At 64.2% G+C, this 17,638-nt stretch carries 18 protein-coding genes; 7 read left to right on the plus strand and 11 right to left on the minus strand.

Features of this window, described 5'->3' with window-relative positions; all coding sequences use genetic code 11:
• Positions 1-79 precede the first annotated feature (79 nt).
• A complete protein-coding gene (locus tag FZF13_RS24690) occupies positions 80-988 on the plus strand; it encodes an aminoglycoside phosphotransferase family protein (RefSeq protein ID WP_024924885.1) in 909 nt (302 codons plus the stop codon).
• Positions 989-1,023: 35 nt separating this feature from the next.
• Here the strand turns inward: FZF13_RS24690 and FZF13_RS24695 are convergent, their stop codons facing one another.
• From FZF13_RS24695 to FZF13_RS24725, 7 genes are all read right to left on the minus strand, one after another.
• The gene (locus FZF13_RS24695; RefSeq protein WP_024924884.1) at positions 1,024-2,382 is read right to left on the minus strand and encodes a sensor histidine kinase; all 1,359 of its coding nucleotides are present in this window, start codon (positions 2,380-2,382) and stop codon (positions 1,024-1,026) included.
• A complete protein-coding gene (locus FZF13_RS24700) occupies positions 2,369-3,046 on the minus strand; it encodes a winged helix-turn-helix domain-containing protein (protein ID WP_024924883.1) in 678 nt (225 codons plus the stop codon). Before FZF13_RS24700 ends, FZF13_RS24695 begins: the two co-directional genes overlap by 14 nt.
• Before the next feature lie 156 nt (positions 3,047-3,202).
• On the minus strand, positions 3,203-3,994 hold the full coding sequence (locus FZF13_RS24705) for a COG4705 family protein (RefSeq protein WP_024924882.1): 792 nt from the start codon (positions 3,992-3,994) through the stop codon (positions 3,203-3,205).
• A 51-nt stretch (positions 3,995-4,045) separates the two neighbouring features.
• The gene (locus tag FZF13_RS24710) at positions 4,046-4,366 is read right to left on the minus strand and encodes a hypothetical protein (protein WP_244431177.1); all 321 of its coding nucleotides are present in this window, start codon (positions 4,364-4,366) and stop codon (positions 4,046-4,048) included.
• Between the two features lie 106 nt (positions 4,367-4,472).
• Positions 4,473-5,231 (minus strand): SDR family NAD(P)-dependent oxidoreductase, encoded by a 759-nt coding sequence (locus FZF13_RS24715; protein ID WP_024924880.1) that lies wholly within the window; start codon positions 5,229-5,231, stop codon positions 4,473-4,475.
• A gap of 76 nt (positions 5,232-5,307) precedes the next feature.
• The gene (locus tag FZF13_RS24720; protein WP_024924879.1) at positions 5,308-6,435 is read right to left on the minus strand and encodes a metallophosphoesterase; all 1,128 of its coding nucleotides are present in this window, start codon (positions 6,433-6,435) and stop codon (positions 5,308-5,310) included.
• 6 nt (positions 6,436-6,441) lie between these two features.
• Positions 6,442-7,056, minus strand: a complete 615-nt coding sequence (locus FZF13_RS24725) for a TetR/AcrR family transcriptional regulator (protein ID WP_024924878.1) — start codon at positions 7,054-7,056, stop codon at positions 6,442-6,444.
• Positions 7,057-7,228: 172 nt separating this feature from the next.
• Here FZF13_RS24725 and FZF13_RS24730 point away from each other — a divergent pair, with 172 nt between their 5' ends.
• From FZF13_RS24730 to FZF13_RS24745, 4 genes are all read left to right on the plus strand, one after another.
• Positions 7,229-8,005 carry an NIPSNAP family protein gene (locus FZF13_RS24730; protein ID WP_024924877.1) on the plus strand — a complete coding sequence of 259 codons (777 nt, stop codon included), beginning with the start codon at positions 7,229-7,231 and terminating at the stop codon, positions 8,003-8,005.
• Between the two features lie 143 nt (positions 8,006-8,148).
• Positions 8,149-9,546, plus strand: a complete 1,398-nt coding sequence (gene fumC, locus FZF13_RS24735; RefSeq protein ID WP_024924876.1) for a class II fumarate hydratase — start codon at positions 8,149-8,151, stop codon at positions 9,544-9,546.
• A gap of 122 nt (positions 9,547-9,668) precedes the next feature.
• The gene (locus FZF13_RS24740) at positions 9,669-10,088 is read left to right on the plus strand and encodes a DoxX family protein (RefSeq protein ID WP_024924875.1); all 420 of its coding nucleotides are present in this window, start codon (positions 9,669-9,671) and stop codon (positions 10,086-10,088) included.
• Positions 10,089-10,236: 148 nt separating this feature from the next.
• A complete protein-coding gene (locus FZF13_RS24745) occupies positions 10,237-10,638 on the plus strand; it encodes a DoxX family protein (RefSeq protein ID WP_024924874.1) in 402 nt (133 codons plus the stop codon).
• A 7-nt stretch (positions 10,639-10,645) separates the two neighbouring features.
• Here the strand turns inward: FZF13_RS24745 and ppx are convergent, their stop codons facing one another.
• Entirely contained in the window at positions 10,646-12,181 is a 1,536-nt protein-coding gene (ppx, locus tag FZF13_RS24750) for an exopolyphosphatase (RefSeq protein WP_024924873.1), read from the minus strand.
• Complete coding sequence (locus tag FZF13_RS24755) at positions 12,181-14,376, minus strand: RNA degradosome polyphosphate kinase (protein ID WP_024924872.1); 2,196 nt, start codon at positions 14,374-14,376, stop codon at positions 12,181-12,183. The genes ppx and FZF13_RS24755 overlap by 1 nt, the downstream gene beginning before the upstream one ends.
• Before the next feature lie 145 nt (positions 14,377-14,521).
• Here FZF13_RS24755 and FZF13_RS24760 point away from each other — a divergent pair, with 145 nt between their 5' ends.
• Together FZF13_RS24760 and FZF13_RS24765 are read left to right on the plus strand one after the other, a co-directional pair.
• Complete coding sequence (locus FZF13_RS24760; protein WP_024924871.1) at positions 14,522-14,767, plus strand: zinc-finger domain-containing protein; 246 nt, start codon at positions 14,522-14,524, stop codon at positions 14,765-14,767.
• A gap of 22 nt (positions 14,768-14,789) precedes the next feature.
• Positions 14,790-15,998, plus strand: coding sequence for an FAD-dependent monooxygenase (locus tag FZF13_RS24765; RefSeq protein WP_036254816.1), 1,209 nt, complete (start codon positions 14,790-14,792; stop codon positions 15,996-15,998).
• 27 nt (positions 15,999-16,025) lie between these two features.
• Here FZF13_RS24765 and FZF13_RS24770 read toward each other — a convergent pair whose 3' ends face one another.
• Together FZF13_RS24770 and FZF13_RS24775 are read right to left on the minus strand one after the other, a co-directional pair.
• Positions 16,026-16,721: a TIGR02117 family protein gene (locus FZF13_RS24770; RefSeq protein ID WP_036254813.1), complete on the minus strand. Its 696-nt coding sequence runs from the start codon at positions 16,719-16,721 to the stop codon at positions 16,026-16,028.
• A 111-nt stretch (positions 16,722-16,832) separates the two neighbouring features.
• Positions 16,833-17,636 carry an amino acid ABC transporter ATP-binding protein gene (locus FZF13_RS24775; protein WP_024924870.1) on the minus strand — a complete coding sequence of 268 codons (804 nt, stop codon included), beginning with the start codon at positions 17,634-17,636 and terminating at the stop codon, positions 16,833-16,835.
• Between the last annotated feature and the right edge of the window lie 2 nt (positions 17,637-17,638).

Here is a 17,638-nt window from a genome sequence, read left to right on the forward strand (position 1 = left end):
CAGGCAACGTATGGGAAAGGGCGGCAGAAATGCCGCCCTTTCTTCATTTCCAAAGCGCGGCAGGCGCCCGGGAAAATGCATGTCGAACAAAGCTGAAATCACGGTCGAGATCGACACGGCGCTGGTGCGGCGGCTGATCGACACGCAGTTTCCGCAGTGGGCGCATCTGCCGATCCGCAAGGTCGAACCCGGTGGCTGGGACAACCGCACCTTCCTGCTCGGAGAGGCGATGAGCGCCAGGCTGCCGAGTGCGGCGGGTTATGCCGCGCAGGTCACCAACGAACAGCACTGGCTGCCGAGACTAGCGCCGCAACTGCCCCTGCCGATCCCGGTGCCGTTGGCCGAAGGCAGGCCTGGCGAAGGTTATCCCTGGCACTGGTCCATCTATGGCTGGTTGGAGGGCGAGACCGCGACGGACGGGCGCATCGGCGATCCCGCCGAATTCGCGGTCGACCTGGCCGGTTTCCTCGGCGCTCTGCACCGCGCCGATGCCACCGGCGGCCCGCCTGCCGGGCCGCAGAACTTTTTCCGAGGCGGTGCGCTCGCCGTCTATGACGACCAGACCCGCGAGGCAATTCGCCTGCTCGACGGCAGGATCGACACAAAAACCGCGCGCGCCGTGTGGGACGAAGCGCTGTCGACGCAATGGCAGCACCCGCCCGTCTGGGTGCATGGCGACATCGCCTGGGGCAATTTGCTGGTCAAGGACGGCAAGCTCGCGGCCGTTATCGACTTCGGCAGTTCGACTGTCGGCGATCCGGCCTGCGACCTGGCGATCGCCTGGTCGCAATTTGACCGCGACAGCAGGCGTGCCTTCCGCACCGCCCTGCCCCTCGACGCCGGCACCTGGGCACGCGGTCGCGCCTGGGCGCTGTGGAAGGCGATGATCACCGTTTCAGGCCAGATCGCGCGCAGCGCCGAGGAGATCGCGATCTCGGCACGCATCATCGAAACCGTTCTCGACGATTACCGACGCGAGGCCTGTTGAAGCGCGAAAATCGCACGTGGAAGCGCTGATGGCGATCAGCCGGGGAACGTCACCACCGCGGCGAGACCGGGATTGCGTTCCTGCATGGAAACGGACGCACCGTGCAGATCGGCGATAGCCTTGACCAGACTGAGCCCGACCCCGGTCCCCGGGGTCGAGCGGCTTTTGTCCAAGCGGTAGAGACGCTGGAACACCTTGTCATGCTCATGCGGCGGGATGCCGGGGCCATCGTCGACGACCGTCGCCGCGAGCTTTCCGCCGGCCTGGCCGGACAGCGAAACCTCGATGCGGGTGCCGGGCGGCGTGTGCCGAATGGCGTTTTCGACCAGATTGGCGAAAAGCTGCGTCAACAGCTCCCTGTCGCCGGTGACCCAGCCCGTGCTGTCGGTGCCCGTCAAAACGAGCATCTTGCCGTCATCCTCCGCCACATCGGCGTAAATCTCGGCGATCGAGGCGACGATCTCGGCAAGATCCAGCCGCACGAAACGCGCCTTGCGCGCTCCTGCCTCGATCTGCGCGATGCGCAGCAGCGCGTCGAAGGTCTCGTTGATCTGGCTGCTTTCGGCCCTCGCCTCGGCCAGATCGGCCGAAACGTCCTCACGTAACCCCGCCTTCTCCGCTGCACCGTCCAGGATCATGTGCAGACGGTTGAGCGGCGTCTTCAAATCATGGGCGATGTCGCTGCTCACCTGCTTCATGCCTTCGACCAACGAGGAAAGCTGATCGAGTGCCGCGTTGATGCGATTGGAAACCGCGTCGATGTCGTCGTCGCGGCCAAGCTGCGGAATACGCGCCTCGAGCTTGCCCTGCGAAACGGCCACCATGGTCTCGCCGATCACGTCCAGCCGCCGCTGGACGCGCGATGCCAGGAAGGCGCCACCGGCAACCGCCAGACCGGCGACGATGACGGCTGCCCAGGCGAAACTTGCCAGCAGCAGGTGTTCCAGTTCCTCGGTCTCGGAATAGCTTTGGGCGACCGTCAGATTGGTGGAACCGACCCTGGCGGAATAGGCGCGGTAGGGTGCCGTGTCGGGAAAGCCCGGCGTGCCCTCCGGCACGGTGGAGAAACCAGTCGGCAGGTCGACCGCCGAAAGATTGCCGGCGAGACTCTCACCCTGCGCGCCGGTCAGCGAGATCAGCTGGTCGTTGCCTGAATTGCGGCCGGCATGGGCATTCACCGCCGTGATCAGGTCCTCGACATCGCTTTCCCCATAGGTCGCGGCAATGGTCGAATAGGTCTGCCTGACGGCTTCGTCGAGGCGCCTATTCAGGTTCGCGCTCATCGTCTGGTAGACGATGCCGCCCGACAGCAAAAAGGCAAGAATGACGAGCCCCGCGAAAGACAGCGCCAGCCTGAACGGCGTCGAGCGCAGCAGGTTTTCAACGCGGCGCATAAAGGCTGTAGCCGGTGTTGCGCACGGTATGCAGCAGCGGGACCGCAAACGGCCTATCGATCTTGGCGCGCAGGCGGCTGACATGGGTCTCGACCACGCTGGTCTTGGGATCGAAGTGGAAATCCCAGACGCGCTCCAGAAGCATGGTACGGGTGATCACCCTTCCCTCGCTGCGCATCAGCACTTCCAGCAGGCGGAATTCGCGCGGCTGTAATTCGATCGACTGGCCCTGTCGCACCACCTGACGCTTGATCAGGTCCATCTCCAGGTCGGCCACCTTGAGCAGGGTTTTCTGTTCCTGCACTGGTGGACGACGCCCCAGCGCGTTCAGCCGCGCCATCAGTTCGGAAAAGGCAAACGGCTTGACCAGATAGTCGTCCGCGCCGGCTTCCAGGCCTTCGACACGGTCGTCGACACCGCCGACGGAGGTGAGGAAGATGACCGGCGTCATCACGCCGGCGACACGCAGCGATTTCACCACGGAGAGCCCGTCGAGGCCGGGTGTCATACGGTCGACAACGAAGACGTCATAGGCTTCGCGCGTGGCCTGGAACAGCGCGTCGCGCCCATCGGCAAGCTGGTCGCAGACATGGCCGGCCTCGGTCAACCCCTTGACCACGAAAGCCGCCGTCTTCTTATCGTCCTCCAGGACCAGGATGCGCATCAAGTCCAATCCGGTTCGAGTTCACCAGCCTGCGGCGCCGGCCCTCGTTGCGCTTCGCGCGATTGCGGTGCCGTGGCCGGCTACCACATTATTCTAGAGCAAGACATGGCAAAGCAAGGGCACCGAGAAGGCGCCCTTGCTGTCCTATGCCGGATACTAGTCGGCTTCGGTCGCCGCCAGCGCGTCATCGCCCCTCTTCATCAGCGTCATGTAGACGACGATGGCGACGATCGCGGCCAGGAACAGGAAGCTGGTCACGGTGGTGCCGAAACCCAGCCCGCCATAGTCGGTGGGCTGCGACAGCAGATCACCGAAGGAGGCGCCGAGCGGCCGCGTGAAGATGTAGGCCAGCCAGAATGCCAGGATGCCGTTCAGCTTCAGCTTGTAATAGGCGAAGGCCACCGCCGCGATGACGGCACCGAACAGCAAGCCCGTGGTCAGATAGCCGAGCTGGAAGCTCTCGGCGACCAGATCGCCGGCCGAGGTGCCGAGCGCGAAGGTGAACAGGATCGCCAGCCAGTAGAAGATCTCGCGCCTGGTGGTGAAGATGGTGTGGATCGACAAGGTACGCTCGCTGGCCTGCCAGACGGCGAAGGTGGCGGCCAGCAAGACGCTGAACAGGATGGTCGTGGTTTCCAGCCGGACACCGAAATTGTCGACCAGATTGTCGGAGACCAGCGTGCCGACCACGCTGATCATGACGACGGCCAGCCAATAGGCCCAAGGCACGTAGCGCTTCTGCGCGAACTGCAGGAACAGGGCCACGGCCAGCACCGCGGTCATGATGGCCGAGGTGGCGCTGAGCCCAAGCCCGAGATTGATGGCCAGATAATCGGCCGCCGTTTCTCCCATCGTCACCGCCATCAGCTTGATCAGCCAGAACTCGACGGTGACGTCCGGAACCCGATTGACTTGTTGCGAATTGGTCCTGTCCTGCAGTGCAAGCATGGCCTGCATCCTTGTGCCTGAGCCTGTGGGGATATTCGCCGCCGCTGGCGGCTACTTGCCGAGCAGCTTCATCGCCTGACCGAAGAAGTCGTTGGCGCGCTTGTCATCGTCGGCCTTACAGCGTTCGATGCCCTTGGTCTCCAGCTCGTCCAGCTTCGGCTTCACATCGGCCTTGACCTTGGTTGCAGCTTCGGCGGCGCGCAGCGCCTTCAGGCTGTCCTCGCATGGCGTTTCGGCGGCGCGAGCGGCGAACTGGGCGCTGGCGACCGCTGCCGCGCCAAGCGCGGCGATCAAGACGAGCTTCTTCATCAGGTAGACCCCGTTTCTGAGGCCGGCGAAGGCCGGCCTGGCCATCTGCGGCAAGGCGTTCATTCGCCCACCGTCGCGGGATCAGTAGCAACGGCAACTCACCGCCACCTGTCCGTCATCATACGGATCGGTAAGGTTTGCGGGGATGGCAAGCCGGCTGAGGAAAAGATCAGCGTTCCTGGTCGGTCGGCCGGATCAGGATCTCGTTGACGTTGACGCGCGGGTGCTGTGTCACCGCATAGAGCACGGCGGCGGCGATATCCTCCGACTGCATCGGCTCCATCGCCGCCCGGCGCTGTTCGAGACCAGCCTTCATGCCGGGATTGGTGATGTGGTCGCCGAGCTCGGTTTCGACCATGCCGGGCTCGATCACCGTCACCCTGATCCTGTCGGCATAGACTTCGCGCCGCAGCGCCTCGGAAAAACCGACGACGCCGAATTTGGTTGCCGCATAACCGGCGGAACCCGGATTTGCGACCCGGCCCGCGACCGAGGAGACGTTGACGATATGGCCCTTGCTGGCCTTGAGATGCGGCAGCGCTGCCCGCGTCAGTTCCATCAGCGCCACCAGATTGACCTCGACCATCTGCCGCCAGTCTTCCGAGCGCGCTTCGGCAACCGGCGACAAAAGCATCACGCCTGCATTGTTGACGAGAATGTCCAGCCGCTTGCCGCGTGCCAGCACCTCGTTGATCAGGCCCAGCGAACCGTCCGGCCGGGCGACGTCGGCCTCGATGACAAACACCTTGCCGCCGGCTTTTTCGATGCGCGCCGCCAATGCCTGCAGCCTGTCGGCGCGGCGGGCGACGACAGCCACTTCCGCGCCGGCCTCGGCCAATGCATAGGCTGTCGCCTCGCCGATGCCGGATGACGCCCCGGTGACGAGTGCCACCTTGCCGGCGAGAGGACGGGAAACGGAAGTCGTCATGTCGTGTTCTCCTGAAACTCGCCTGCCCAACCCAAACGCAATGTAAGGCCCGGCCGCTGTCCTGACAGGTCCGCGCTCAGCTTTTCCAGTCGCGCGCCAGCGCGTTGGTGAAGACGACTTCGCCATTGTCACCTGAAGCCTCGCCCAACACCACGTCCATGGCGTCGTCCATCACCCGCACCAGCGCGAAACCGCCCATGAAGGCGGCCTTCGGCTTGATGATATCGAGCCCGTCGCGATGATAGATCATCGGCGTCTCGTGCTGATGGCCGTGGAAGACGCCGACGACGTTGTAGCCCTTGAGCACGGCAAGCAGCGCCTGCCGCTCGGTGTCGCTCCACCAGTGCGGCGCGCCGGCGCCTTCGTCGTCGAAGATGGATCTGGCCGGGTCCCAGCGTTCCAGCGAGAAGCTGTCCCAGCCATAGTGCTGGAACAGGACCACTGGCCGGCCGTCGGCAGCATTGGCGGCAAGGTTTTGTTTCAGCCATTCCAGGCTGCCGTCGGCGCCAAAGGCGGCATCGCCGGCGAAACGGTGCGTCTGGACGAGATGCAGCCCACCCCAATCCCACGAATAGCAGTCGGAATCGACGTCGTAGTCATTCGCCGGAACAAGCGGTTTGAAGAAGACGCCGGCGCGATGGTTGAGTTCGACGTAGTCGCGCATCTCGCGCCGGTACCAGTCGGCATGGGGCGGCGGACCGCTCTGGTCGAGATCGTGATTGCCGAGGCCGACATAGACGGGAAAATGCACCCGGTCCGGCCCGAGCCCCTGCTGGTAGCGCTGGCTGAACTGGAGAAGCTGCGTGCCTTCGCTGGGCGATGTCGTCTGGCCGCCACCATCGTCGGTGATGTCGCCGCCGGCGACGATGCCGAGCGGCGCGCCGACCGGTTTGCCGGCCGAGCGCAGGCCGGTGGCGGCACCATTGATCTCGGCTGGCCAGACCTTGTCGGTTATGCCGTTCAGCGCGGTGACGTGACGCAACAATGCCATGTCGGTCTTGCCCTCCGCCTGGCAATTCGGGCTGAGGCCCGAGGCCATGCGGCAGGCATGGATATCGGCAATGAACAGGAAGGTGGCATCGACGGGCGGCGCCTTGGCGGCCTGGGCGAAAGCAGGTCGAGGCAGGGTCGCGCCGGCGGCAGCCATTGCCATGCCGGAGAGCAGGCGACGGCGGGAAAGTTTGGAAGTGAAAATCTTGGTCATGCCGGCTTACTTCTGCATACCACCGCCGGCCTCGTCCAGTTCCTTGGCGCAGAGCCGCAACAGGCTGGAATCCTGCGCCGTTTTGGCCATGGACATGGCGCCGGAGTAAAGCGCCACCGCAGCCGCCGCGAAACGCTCCGGGTCTGTCCCACTCTCCAAGCCCGCCCGCTGATCGGCGCGAACCTTGTCGGCGATCGCCTTGCGCCAGTCGTCAAACACCGTTGCCAGCGCGGCGCGGAAATCCGGATCGGCCAATGACAATTCGTGGGCGAGATTGTTCAGCGGGCAACCGCGCACGAAACCCTGGCGTTCCAGCTCATCCGCGATTGCCACGAAGACCTGCTGCACACCCGAGCGCGCGGAGACGGCGGAACCGACCGGCTCGATCCAGGTGACCCGCACGGCCGCGGCGACACGCTCCTCGATCACCGCCAGCGCAAGCGCCTTCTTGGTCGGGAAATGATGGTGCAGCGCACCGCCGGTCACGCCTGCCGCTGCCATCACGTCGCCAAGGCTGGTGGCGTGGAAACCGCGCGCCTGGAAGGATTCCTCGGCCATGTCGAGCATGCGCCGGCGCATGCCTTCCGGGTCATTGGTGCGTTTCTGGCGGGCTGTCGGCATCGTCGGCGTTGCTTTCGAGAATCGGTCGAGGCCCAGGGACGCATTGGCGGCCATCTCAGGCCGAATGTCAGCAGGCATCCTCGCGAGGAAACTACCATGTTGACAAAACAGGGCAACCGGTTTGTTTATCAAACAGGGCAACCGCCCTGTTTTGCAATTCCGGAGGAATATCGTGAACACCAGCCATTCAGCGACCAGCGCCGTACCGGCCGACCTTCTGCCTGTCATCGAGTTGCGGCAGTACACGCTGGTGCCCGGCCAGCGCGAAACGCTGATCGATATTTTCGACGGCAATTTCGTCGAGCCGCAGGACGCGGCCGGCATGACCGTCATCGGCCAGTTCCGTGATCTCGACCGTCCGGACATGTTCGTGTGGCTGCGCGGTTTCGCGTCGATGGACAGGCGCAGACAGGCGCTGGCCGCTTTCTATGACGGCCCGGTGTGGGCGGCGCACCGCGATGCCGCCAATGCGACAATGATCGATTCCGACAATGTGCTGCTGCTGCGGCCGGCCTGGCCGGGCGCCGGTTTCGCCCCGGCCTTCTGCGAACGAGCAGCGTTGTATCCGCTTGAGACTTCGTTGAAATCGAACAGAAACAACGAGATATCCCCGCTCGTTGCGGCGACGATTCATTATTTGAACCCTGAAAGCGTAGCCGCGTTCGTTGCGCGCTTCAGGAATGAGGCCGCATCCCTCCTCGCGGAACAGGGTGCAACGCCCCTCGCCGCTTTTGTCATCGAGCCGGCCGAGAACAGTTTCCCGCGCCTGCCGGTGCGCATCGGCGAAACCGTCTTCGTGCATCTCAGCCGCTTCGAGAGCATCGACGCCCACGCGCGCGCAGCAGCCGCGCCGTCATGGCGGGATTTCCTTGGCTCTGTTCAACCATACGAAACGAAGCCGGCAGAGCATTTGCGGCTGACGCCTACGTCTCGGTCGCTTCTGCGCTGACGCATGCGGCGGGCGCCCGGAATAGGGCTTCGACGCCCCTTGCGGCTTCAACCGATTTGGTTTGCCGCACCGCGCATTCTTCGCTTGAAGCCCATTGTGCAACGCGATACGCCCTTGCCATCTCAGCAAACCGGAGAGAAGCAGTGAGCGCGCAGAAGACCAGAACCGAAACCGATACGTTCGGCCCGATCGAGGTTGCCGCCGATCGCTATTGGGGTGCGCAGGCGCAGCGTTCGCTGGGCAATTTCAAGATCGGCTGGGAAAAGCAGCCGCTTTCGGTGGTGCGGGCGCTCGGCATCGTCAAGCGCGCGGCGGCGGAAACCAATATGGCGCTCGGCCGCCTCGACCCGGCGCTCGGCAAGGTCATCGTCGAGGCCGCCCAGGAAGTCATCGACGGCAAGCTGAACGAACATTTCCCGCTGGTGGTGTGGCAGACCGGTTCGGGCACGCAATCCAATATGAACGCCAACGAAGTGATCTCCAACCGGGCGATCGAAATGCTCGGCGGTGTCATGGGCTCCAAGAAGCCGGTGCATCCGAACGACCACGTCAATATGAGCCAGTCTTCGAACGACACCTATCCGACGGCCATGCACATCGCCTGCGCCGAGCGCATCGTGCACGACCTTTTGCCGGCACTGAAGCATCTCCATGCCGCGCTCGATGCCAAGGCGAAGGCCTTCGACCACATCGTCAAGATCGGCCGCACCCACACGCAGGATGCAACGCCGCTGACGCTCGGCCAGGAATTCGGCGGTTATGCCGCGCAGGTCGCCTCCTCGATCAAGCGCATCGAACTGACGCTGCCGGGCCTGCAGGAACTGGCGCAGGGCGGCACCGCCGTCGGCACCGGGCTGAACGCGCCGATTGGCTTCGCCGAAAAGGTCGCCGAGAACATCGCCAGGATCACCGGCATCGCCTTCACCTCGGCGCCGAACAAATTCGAGGCGCTGGCCGCGCATGATTCCATGGTGTTCTCGCACGGCGCCATCAACGCCGCCGCCGCCGCCCTGTTCAAGATCGCCAACGACATCCGCTTCCTCGGCTCCGGCCCGCGCTCGGGCCTCGGTGAACTGTCGCTGCCGGAAAACGAGCCGGGCTCCTCGATCATGCCAGGCAAGGTCAATCCGACGCAGTGCGAGGCGCTGACCCAGGTTTGCGTGCAGGTGTTCGGCAACAATGCCGCGCTGACCTTCGCCGGCAGTCAGGGCCATTTCGAGCTCAACGTCTACAACCCGCTGATGGCCTATAACTTCCTGCAATCGGTGCAGTTGCTGTCGGATGCGGCTATCTCCTTCACCGACAATTGCGTGGTCGGCATCGAAGCCCGCGAGGACAACATCAAGGACGCGCTGAATCGCTCACTGATGCTGGTGACGGCGCTGGCGCCGACGATCGGCTACGACAACGCCGCCAAGATCGCCAAGACCGCGCACAAGAACGGCACCACGCTGCGCCAGGAAGCCGTCGGCGGCGGCTATGTCAGCGACGCCGATTTCGACCGCCTGGTGAAGCCGGAGGACATGACGCATCCCGGATGATGGGCGGTGTAGCGCATCTGTGAACGATGTGTTGCCGGTCAGCCCTCTTCAGTGAACGCTGAAGTTTCGCTATCTTTCCATCATCGCGTTCCTGACGAACGCTTGCCATGGAGGGTAGTACCTTGTCCGTCAACACTTCCGCCGCTTCCGGCGTAGCCTCGAATGCTTCCGGCGTCATCCTCGTCGGCCGCATTCTCCTGTCCATCCTGTTCATCCTCGCCGGCTTCGGCAAGCTGACCGCCATTGCCGGCACCGCCGGCTTCTTCGGCAGCCTCGGCCTGCCGGCACCGACGGTCACCGCTGTTATCGTCGGTCTCATCGAGCTGCTCGGCGGCCTGTCGATCCTGGTCGGCTTCAAGACCCGCATCGCCGCGATCGTGCTGGCGCTGTTCACGCTGGGCGCCACCGCTGTCGCCCATCTCGACTTCTCGCAGGCGCTCAACCCGCTGATGCTGCAGAAGAACCTCGCGATCACCGGCGGCTTCCTGCTGCTCGCCATCCTCGGCGCCGGCGCCTACTCGATCGACGGTCGTCGCGGCTGAACCAAACGGTCCTCCCAGACCTGACGAGACGAAGGGCGCGGATGATTTCCGCGCCCTTTTTCGTTGTCGCTTTATCCATGCCTTCGCAGCCGATGCTACATTCGGACCATGGCCGGCATCGGGAAGGCCGCACCGAAGGGAGGACGAAATGCCCAGCGCTATTCCGCTTTTGTTATCCAGGCTGCTTCTGGCCGCCCTCTTCGTTCCCGCCGGACTGCAGACGCTCACCAACATCCCGGGTTCGACCGGCTATTTCGCCGGGCTTGGCCTGCCGATGCCGGCGCTCGCCGCTTGGGGTGTCGGCCTGTTCGAACTGATTGGCGGGCTCGCCATCCTTCTCGGCCTGCAAACGCGGTTTGCTGCGGCGCTGTTTTCGGTGTTCTGCATCGTTGCCGGTTTTCTCGGCCACTACGGCCATGGCGACGGCGACCCGACGCTCACCTTCCTGCACACGCAGATGCTGATGAAGGATATCGCCATTGCCGGCGGCTTCCTCGCCCTGGCGGCGGTCGGTGCCGGTGCATTCTCGATTGACGGCAGGCGCGGCTGAAGCAGCGCTACTTGGCCACCACGCTGGGGCCGCCCTCGACGGCGAGGATAAGGCGGCGGTTGGTGATCTTGGCGAGTTGGGCGAGACGCCCGGCCGGGCGTTCGCCGTAAAGGTCGGCAAGATCGGCCGGGATGATCAGCGCCAAGGCACCGTTGCCACGACTTTCCCAACACAACCGGGGCATGACGCCCGGCATCGAAGCGGTGAGCAGATAGACCACCCGCATCATCGCCGCCAGGATGCGCGCCCGCTCCAGATAGCGCGGCGTCGCCAGCGCCTTGATCTCAGGCGCGATGTTTTCGTTGAAGACACCTTCATGGCGATAGGCATTGGCCAGCGCCAGGAAGGCGCGGCCGGGGTGGTCGACGCCGATGAAGGAGGCATGCGCGATGATGTTGAGCGATTGCCGCCCGCGATATTCGGGATGCGCACGCCAGCCGATATCGGCAAGCAGGCAGGCCGCGCGCCGGTAGCGTGCCTCGTCCGCCGTCTCGTCAATGCCAAAGGTCTCGAAGGCCTTGCAGGTCCAGTCGACCAGTTCATGCGCGTGGGTGACCGAACGCGAGCGCAGCTTGGCCAGTTCCTCGGCCGCCGAAATCAACGGGTCGGCCTTGCGCTCGGTCTCGTCGAGCAGCGAATAGAGATAGCCTTCGCGCACGCCGATCGCTGAAACGATAATCTTCGACGGCTGCATGTCGGTGAGGATTTCCTGCAGCACGACGGCGCCATAGGGCAGCAGCGAACGGCGGTTCTTCGACACGCCCTCGATGCCCTTGACCTTCTCGACATCGCCCCGGGCGACCTGCTTGAGGAAGGCGATGGCGCTGTCGATCTCGATCTCGTAGTGATGCATCACGCCGAGCGGATAGTTGTTCATCTCCATGTGGAGGCGCGCCAGATTTCGCCAGGTGCCGCCAACGGCGTAGAAAGCCCTGCCCTGTCCGCCCTTCAGAAGCTTCGCCTTGGCCAGTTCGATCTTGGCGATGCGGGCCGCCTGGGCGAGCGAATTCCTGGCCATGTCCTGGAGGCGCAGGCCGCCGAGCGGCAGCGTGATGCCCTCGCCGATCACCTCGCCATCGATGTCGACCAGTTCCAGGCTGCCGCCGCCAAGGTCGCCAGCGATGCCGTTGGCGGGATGGAAGCCGGAAATGACGCCGAGCGCCGAATAATAGGCCTCCTGGCGGCCACTCAGCACATGGACCTCGGTGCCCAGCACCTGTTCGGCGCGGTGGATGAAGTCCGGCCCGTTGACGGCCTCGCGCGCGGCGGCTGTTGCCAGCACATACATGCGCTCGGCGCCGGCCTGCTCTGACAGCGCGCGGAAGCGGCGGAATTCCTCCATCGAGCGGGTGACCGCCTCCGGGTCCAGCTTGCCGGTAGAGACGATGCCGCGACCGAGGCCGGCCAGCATCTTCTCGTTGAACAGCACGGTCGGCGAGCGCGCCAGCCCCTCATAGACGACGAGGCGGATCGAGTTGGAACCGATATCGATGATCGACAGCGGGCGGCGGTCCTGCAGCCGTCCCTGGGACACGGCCATCATCAGCCGGCCATGTCCTTCTTGCGGCGCTTGAACTGCGCGATTCGCTTGGGCGCGTGCGATTTCAAGGCATCACCGCGTCCCGACAGGCTCGGATTCGTCATGAAATATTCCTGCGCGTTGAACGGTTCCTCGCCCTCGTCGGGCACGACGCGCCGCGAGGTACCATCGGCCAATACTTCGAAACTTTGCTGGTTGTCCATGATGTTGCCCAGCATGATCTGGCCGAGGATCTGTTCATGCACAGTTGGATTGGTGATCGGCACCATGCATTCGACGCGCCGGTCGAGATTGCGCGGCATCAGGTCAGCGGAGGAAATGTAGACGATGGCGTCGTCGGACGGTAGCCCGTGGCCGTTGCCGAAGCAGTAGATGCGGCTGTGTTCGAGGAAGCGGCCGATGATCGATTTGACACGGATGTTCTCCGAAAGCCCCGGCACCTGTGGCCGCAGGCAGCAGATGCCGCGCACGACCAGGTCGATCTCGACGCCAGCACGGCTGGCATCGTAGAGCGCGTCGATGATGGTCGGATCGACCAATGCGTTCATCTTCATCCAGATGCGCGCCGGGTGGCCGTTGCGGGCATGTTCGATCTCCTCGCCGATATGGCCGAGGATGCGGCTGCGCAGCGTGTAGGGCGACAAGGCAAGGCGCATTTCGCCAGTCGGCTCGGCATAACCGGTGATGAAATTGAAGATCTGCGCCACGTCGCGCGCGATGCCTGGATCGGTGGTGAAGAAGGACAGGTCCGTATAGATGCGCGCGGTGATCGGGTGATAGTTGCCGGTGCCGAGATGCACATAGTTGCGCAACCGCCCGTCCTCGCGCCGCACCACCAGCGACATCTTGGCGTGTGTCTTCAGTTCCAGGAAGCCGAACACCACCTGCACGCCGGCGCGCTCAAGGTCGCGCGCCCAGCGGATGTTGGCCTCCTCGTCGAAACGCGCCTTCAATTCGACCAGCGCGGTGACAGACTTGCCGGCCTCGGCGGCATCGACCAGGGCTCGCACGATCGGGCTGTCGTTGGAGGTGCGGTAAAGCGTCTGCTTGATCGCCACCACTTCCGGGTCGGCCGTCGCCTGGCGCAGGAACTGCACGACCACGTCGAAGGATTCGTAAGGGTGATGGACGACGATGTCCTTCTCGCGGATCGCCGCGAAGCAATCGCCGCCATGCTCGCGAATGCGCTCGGGAAAACGCGGATTGTAGGGCACGAATTTCAGATCGTCGCGCGCCACAGAGACGATTTCTGAAATCTGGCTGAGCGCCAGCGGGCCGGTCAGCACGCTGATGCGGCCGGACGAGACGCCGAGTTCGCCGGCGACGAAATCGCGCAATTCCTCGGGCATGGAATTGTCGAATTCGATGCGGATGACGGAGCCCCGGCGCCGGCGCTTCAGCGCTGTCTCGAACAGGCGCACCAGATCCTCGGACTCTTCCTCGACCTCGATATCGCTATCGCGGATGATGCGGAAGGTGCCCGATCCCTTGACCTCGTAGCCCGGGAAAAGCTTGCCGATATAGAGGCCGACCACCTGCTCCAGCGAAATGAAGCGGACATGGCCCTTGCGGTCCGGCAGGCGAACATAACGCCGCAGCGCCTGCGGCAGACGCAAAAGCGCGCTCATCGCCTCGCCGTTCTTGCGGTGCCTGAGCTGCAGCGCGATGGAGAAGCCGAGATTGGGAATGAACGGGAACGGGTGCGCCGGGTCGATCGACAGCGGCGTCAGCACCGGAAACACCTGCTCCTGGAAATGGTCTTCCAGCCAGATCCGCTCGTCCTTGGTCAGCGCGTCGCCGGCGATCGTCTCGATGCCCTGCTTGTTGAGCAGCTCCATCAGCGCCGAAAGGCTCTTCTGCTGGTCTTCCTGCAACCGCTCCACTTCGCGCAGCAATTGCTCCAGCTGCTGCTCGGGCGTGCGTCCGTCTGGGCTTTTCAGCACGATGCCCTCGCGCACTTGGCCGGCGAGGCCGGCGACGCGCACCATGAAGAACTCGTCGAGGTTGGCGGCCGAGATCGACAGGAAGCGGACCCGCTCCAGCAGCGGGTGATGCGGATTGAACGATTCTTCCAGAACGCGGCGGTTGAACTGCAGCCAGGAGAACTCCCGGTTGACGAAGCGGTCGGGATTGCCACCCTCGACGCTTACCGTCTCGACGTTGATGAAGTCGGCCTGGACCGGCTTGAGTTCGTTCATGTCTCTTGTTCTCTCCCGAGGCGCGCGCCGCTTAACCGGCTCAATTTAGCGTGTGCCATCCTTTTGCGACAGTTTCATTTCATCGAACTTGCAAAGAGCACGGATATGCTTCAAACGCATGTCGTACGCGCTGAAGGAGACGAAAATGGCCGGCGGTTCCATCCCCCACTTCCAGAACGACGCGGGGCACGCGGCAATCGAGATCGGCGTGCGGGAATTCATGTGCGTCGGCGCCAACCCGCCCTTCGACCATCCGCACGTTTTCCTCGACCTCGGCAGCGACGACGAGAAGGTCTGCCCCTACTGCTCGACGCTCTATCGCTATTCGGCCAAGCTGAAGGCAACCGAAACCGTTCCGGCCGGCTGCCTCTATATCGACCGCGCCGCCTGAGGCGGCTTCCAGCCCGAGCCCGATGATGGAGGCACGCCGCCGCATCGTGATCGCCGGCGGCGGCATTGCCGGGCTGACGGCCGCTCTGGCTTTCGCGCAGCGCGGTTTCGCGGTCGACATATTCGAACAGGCCGAACGCATCGAGGCGGTCGGCGCCGGCCTCCAGCTCTCCCCCAATGCCACCCGCATCCTGGTCAGGCTCGGCGTGCTCGAGCGCCTGCTGCCGTCGGCGGTGCGGCCAGAGGCTGTGGTGCTCAGGGATGCCGCCGCGTTGAAGGAACTGGCGCGCGTGCCGCTTGGCTCCTCCGCCGAACAACGCTGGCAGGCGCCTTACCTGACCGCCCATCGCGCCGACCTGCAAGACGCGCTAGTCGCCCAAGCCGGCGCTACCGCCGGCATCCGGCTGGTGACCGGCGCGCGCATCACCTCGGTCGAGACCGGCAATGATGGCGTGACCGCGCGGATCGAGCGCGATGGCAAAACGGACACGGCGCAGGCAGACCTCGCGGTCGGTGCCGACGGCGTCTGGTCGGCGATGCGCCGGCGCGACGGCCTTGCCGGCAACAGCCGCTTCACCGGTGAGCTTGCCTGGCGCACCACCGTGAAGGTGGAGAGCGCGGCCGGCCGGTTGTTTGCGACACTCAGCACCGACGGCTGCGTCAACGCCTTCCTCAATCCGCATTTCCATCTGATCGCCTATCCGGTCAGCGCCGGTGCGGCGATCAATCTCGTCGCCTTCACCAAAGGCGAGAGGATAGCCGAAGGCTGGTCGGGTCGAGGCGATCCGTCGATCCTGGCGAAAGCGATGAACGGCGCGGCGCCCGGCTTGAGGCAACTCATCGACGCCGCCGGGCCGTGGCTCGCCTGGCCGCTCCATGCGGTCGACCAGCGCGCCGCCTGGACCGACCCGGCCGGGATCGCGCTGATCGGCGACGCCGCGCATGCGATGACGCCCTTCGCCGCGCAAGGCGCCGGCATGGCGATCGAGGACGCAGCGACGCTGGCCGCGAGCGTTGCCGAAACGCCAGGTGCGATGGGCGAGGCGCTGGCCCGCTGGGAACTGCAGCGCAAGCCGCGCGTCGCCAAGGTGACCCGGCGCGGCGCGCTCAACCATATGGCCTGGAACGCGGCGGGGCCGGTCGCGCTGGCGCGCAATATGGTGCTCAAATTGCGCTCGGGCGAGCGCCTGGCCGCCGATCTCGACTGGCTCTATGGCTGGCAGGCGCCGTAAGTCAGGTATCCACACGCGGAAACTGCCCTATGGGCGTGCTGTCCGGGCCTGATCGTGGTTGTAGAGCTGCATCGAGAGACCAAGCGACCATGGCAGCGGGTTCCACCAGCCGGTCCTGAGACCGGCGATGCGCAACGCTTTGGCGGTCCAGGTGTTGCAGCCGACAAGCGCGTTGAAGGCGCCATTGGCTTCATAAAACCCATCCGTGGCCGCATAGCCAGCACCCGGAATGAAAACCGGGCCACCCTGTCCGCGCGCGAAACTCGCCTCGATGAAATCGAGCAGAGCGGAAAAACGCGGCTCGGAGATATCGTAGCCGGCGACGGCCGGATGCGGTTCGGGAATGGTGCCGGCGACGTCGACATGCATGACCGAGGCATCCATGGTCAGAGCTTTCAGGACCGGCGCTGGTTTCAGCTGCGACCAGGTTGGCGTTTCCAGATAAAAGGCACGACCGCCCCAGCCGAAGACCAGATAGCGGACGCCCTCGCCGCCTATCGGAATGCCGTCCCCGGACAAGAACCGAAACCGCTCCAGCAGCGCGGCATCGACCGGGATGGCGATGTCGGTGTGGATCGGATTTGAGAGGACATAAATGCGGCGCGTCGCCTGGCCACCGCCGTCGTCGGTACGCCAAAGCGGGCGCGGGAGCAGCGTGCCGAGCGCGGCTGCAACGGCAACCAGCGCCAGAAGCCGGACGATCCAGCGAACAGCCGTTCTCACCGTTGCACCTTCATCATGATCCTGTCCGACATGACGGCTCGGCCGACCGGCGGCCAACAAAAAGGCCCCGCCGGCAAGCGGCGGGGCCCGATCTGAAAAGCACCAAGGCGATCAGTGCAGGATCTGGCTGAGGAAGAGCTTGGTGCGCTCGTGGCGCGGGTGGTCGAAGAACTCGACCGGCGTGTTCTGTTCGACGATCTGGCCCTGGTCCATGAAGATCACACGGTTCGCGACCTTGCGCGCAAAACCCATCTCGTGGGTCACGCACAGCATCGTCATGCCTTCCTCGGCAAGACCGACCATCGTCTCCAGCACTTCCTTGATCATTTCGGGATCGAGCGCCGAGGTCGGCTCGTCGAACAGCATGATGCGCGGGTTCATGCACAGCGAGCGCGCGATCGCCACACGCTGCTGCTGGCCGCCCGACAGCTGGCCCGGATATTTGTGCGCCTGCTCCGGGATCTTGACGCGCTTCAAGAAATGCATGGCGGTCTCTTCCGCCTGCTTCTTCGGGATCTTGCGCACCCAGATCGGCGCCAGCGTGCAGTTCTCCAAAATCGTCAGATGCGGGAACAGGTTGAAGTGCTGGAACACCATGCCGACCTCGCGGCGCACCTCGTCGATCTTCTTCAGATCGTTGGTCAGCTCCTTGCCGTCGACGATGATCTTGCCCTTCTGGTGTTCCTCCAGCCGGTTGATGCAGCGGATCATGGTCGACTTGCCCGAGCCCGACGGACCGCAGATGACGATGCGCTCGCCGCGCATCACCTTTAGATTGATGTCCTTCAGCACATGGAACTCGCCATACCATTTGTGCATGCCGACGATCTCGATGGCGACATCGGTGTCGGAGATATGCATCTTGTTGGTGTTGACCTTCAGCTCTTCCGCGCTGACTGTATTTTCTGTGGCCATAA

This window comes from Mesorhizobium terrae, assembly GCF_008727715.1.
Classification (GTDB): Bacteria; Pseudomonadota; Alphaproteobacteria; order Rhizobiales; family Rhizobiaceae; genus Mesorhizobium; species Mesorhizobium terrae.

Excerpts from the sequence above, each read along its gene's own strand:
- FZF13_RS24690 (WP_024924885.1), top strand. The coding sequence starts at position 80 with ATGTCGAACAAAGCTGAAATCACGGTCGAGATCGACACGGCGCTGGTG.
- FZF13_RS24695 (WP_024924884.1), bottom strand. The coding sequence starts at position 2,382 with ATGCGCCGCGTTGAAAACCTGCTGCGCTCGACGCCGTTCAGGCTGGCG.
- FZF13_RS24700 (WP_024924883.1), bottom strand. The coding sequence starts at position 3,046 with ATGCGCATCCTGGTCCTGGAGGACGATAAGAAGACGGCGGCTTTCGTG.
- FZF13_RS24705 (WP_024924882.1), bottom strand. The coding sequence starts at position 3,994 with ATGCTTGCACTGCAGGACAGGACCAATTCGCAACAAGTCAATCGGGTT.
- FZF13_RS24710 (WP_244431177.1), bottom strand. The coding sequence starts at position 4,366 with ATGAACGCCTTGCCGCAGATGGCCAGGCCGGCCTTCGCCGGCCTCAGA.
- FZF13_RS24715 (WP_024924880.1), bottom strand. The coding sequence starts at position 5,231 with ATGACGACTTCCGTTTCCCGTCCTCTCGCCGGCAAGGTGGCACTCGTC.
- FZF13_RS24720 (WP_024924879.1), bottom strand. The coding sequence starts at position 6,435 with ATGACCAAGATTTTCACTTCCAAACTTTCCCGCCGTCGCCTGCTCTCC.
- FZF13_RS24725 (WP_024924878.1), bottom strand. The coding sequence starts at position 7,056 with ATGCCGACAGCCCGCCAGAAACGCACCAATGACCCGGAAGGCATGCGC.
- FZF13_RS24745 (WP_024924874.1), top strand. The coding sequence starts at position 10,237 with ATGCCCAGCGCTATTCCGCTTTTGTTATCCAGGCTGCTTCTGGCCGCC.
- ppx (WP_024924873.1), bottom strand. The coding sequence starts at position 12,181 with ATGATGGCCGTGTCCCAGGGACGGCTGCAGGACCGCCGCCCGCTGTCG.
- FZF13_RS24755 (WP_024924872.1), bottom strand. The coding sequence starts at position 14,376 with ATGAACGAACTCAAGCCGGTCCAGGCCGACTTCATCAACGTCGAGACG.
- FZF13_RS24760 (WP_024924871.1), top strand. The coding sequence starts at position 14,522 with ATGGCCGGCGGTTCCATCCCCCACTTCCAGAACGACGCGGGGCACGCG.
- FZF13_RS24765 (WP_036254816.1), top strand. The coding sequence starts at position 14,790 with ATGATGGAGGCACGCCGCCGCATCGTGATCGCCGGCGGCGGCATTGCC.
- FZF13_RS24775 (WP_024924870.1), bottom strand. The coding sequence starts at position 17,636 with ATGGCCACAGAAAATACAGTCAGCGCGGAAGAGCTGAAGGTCAACACC.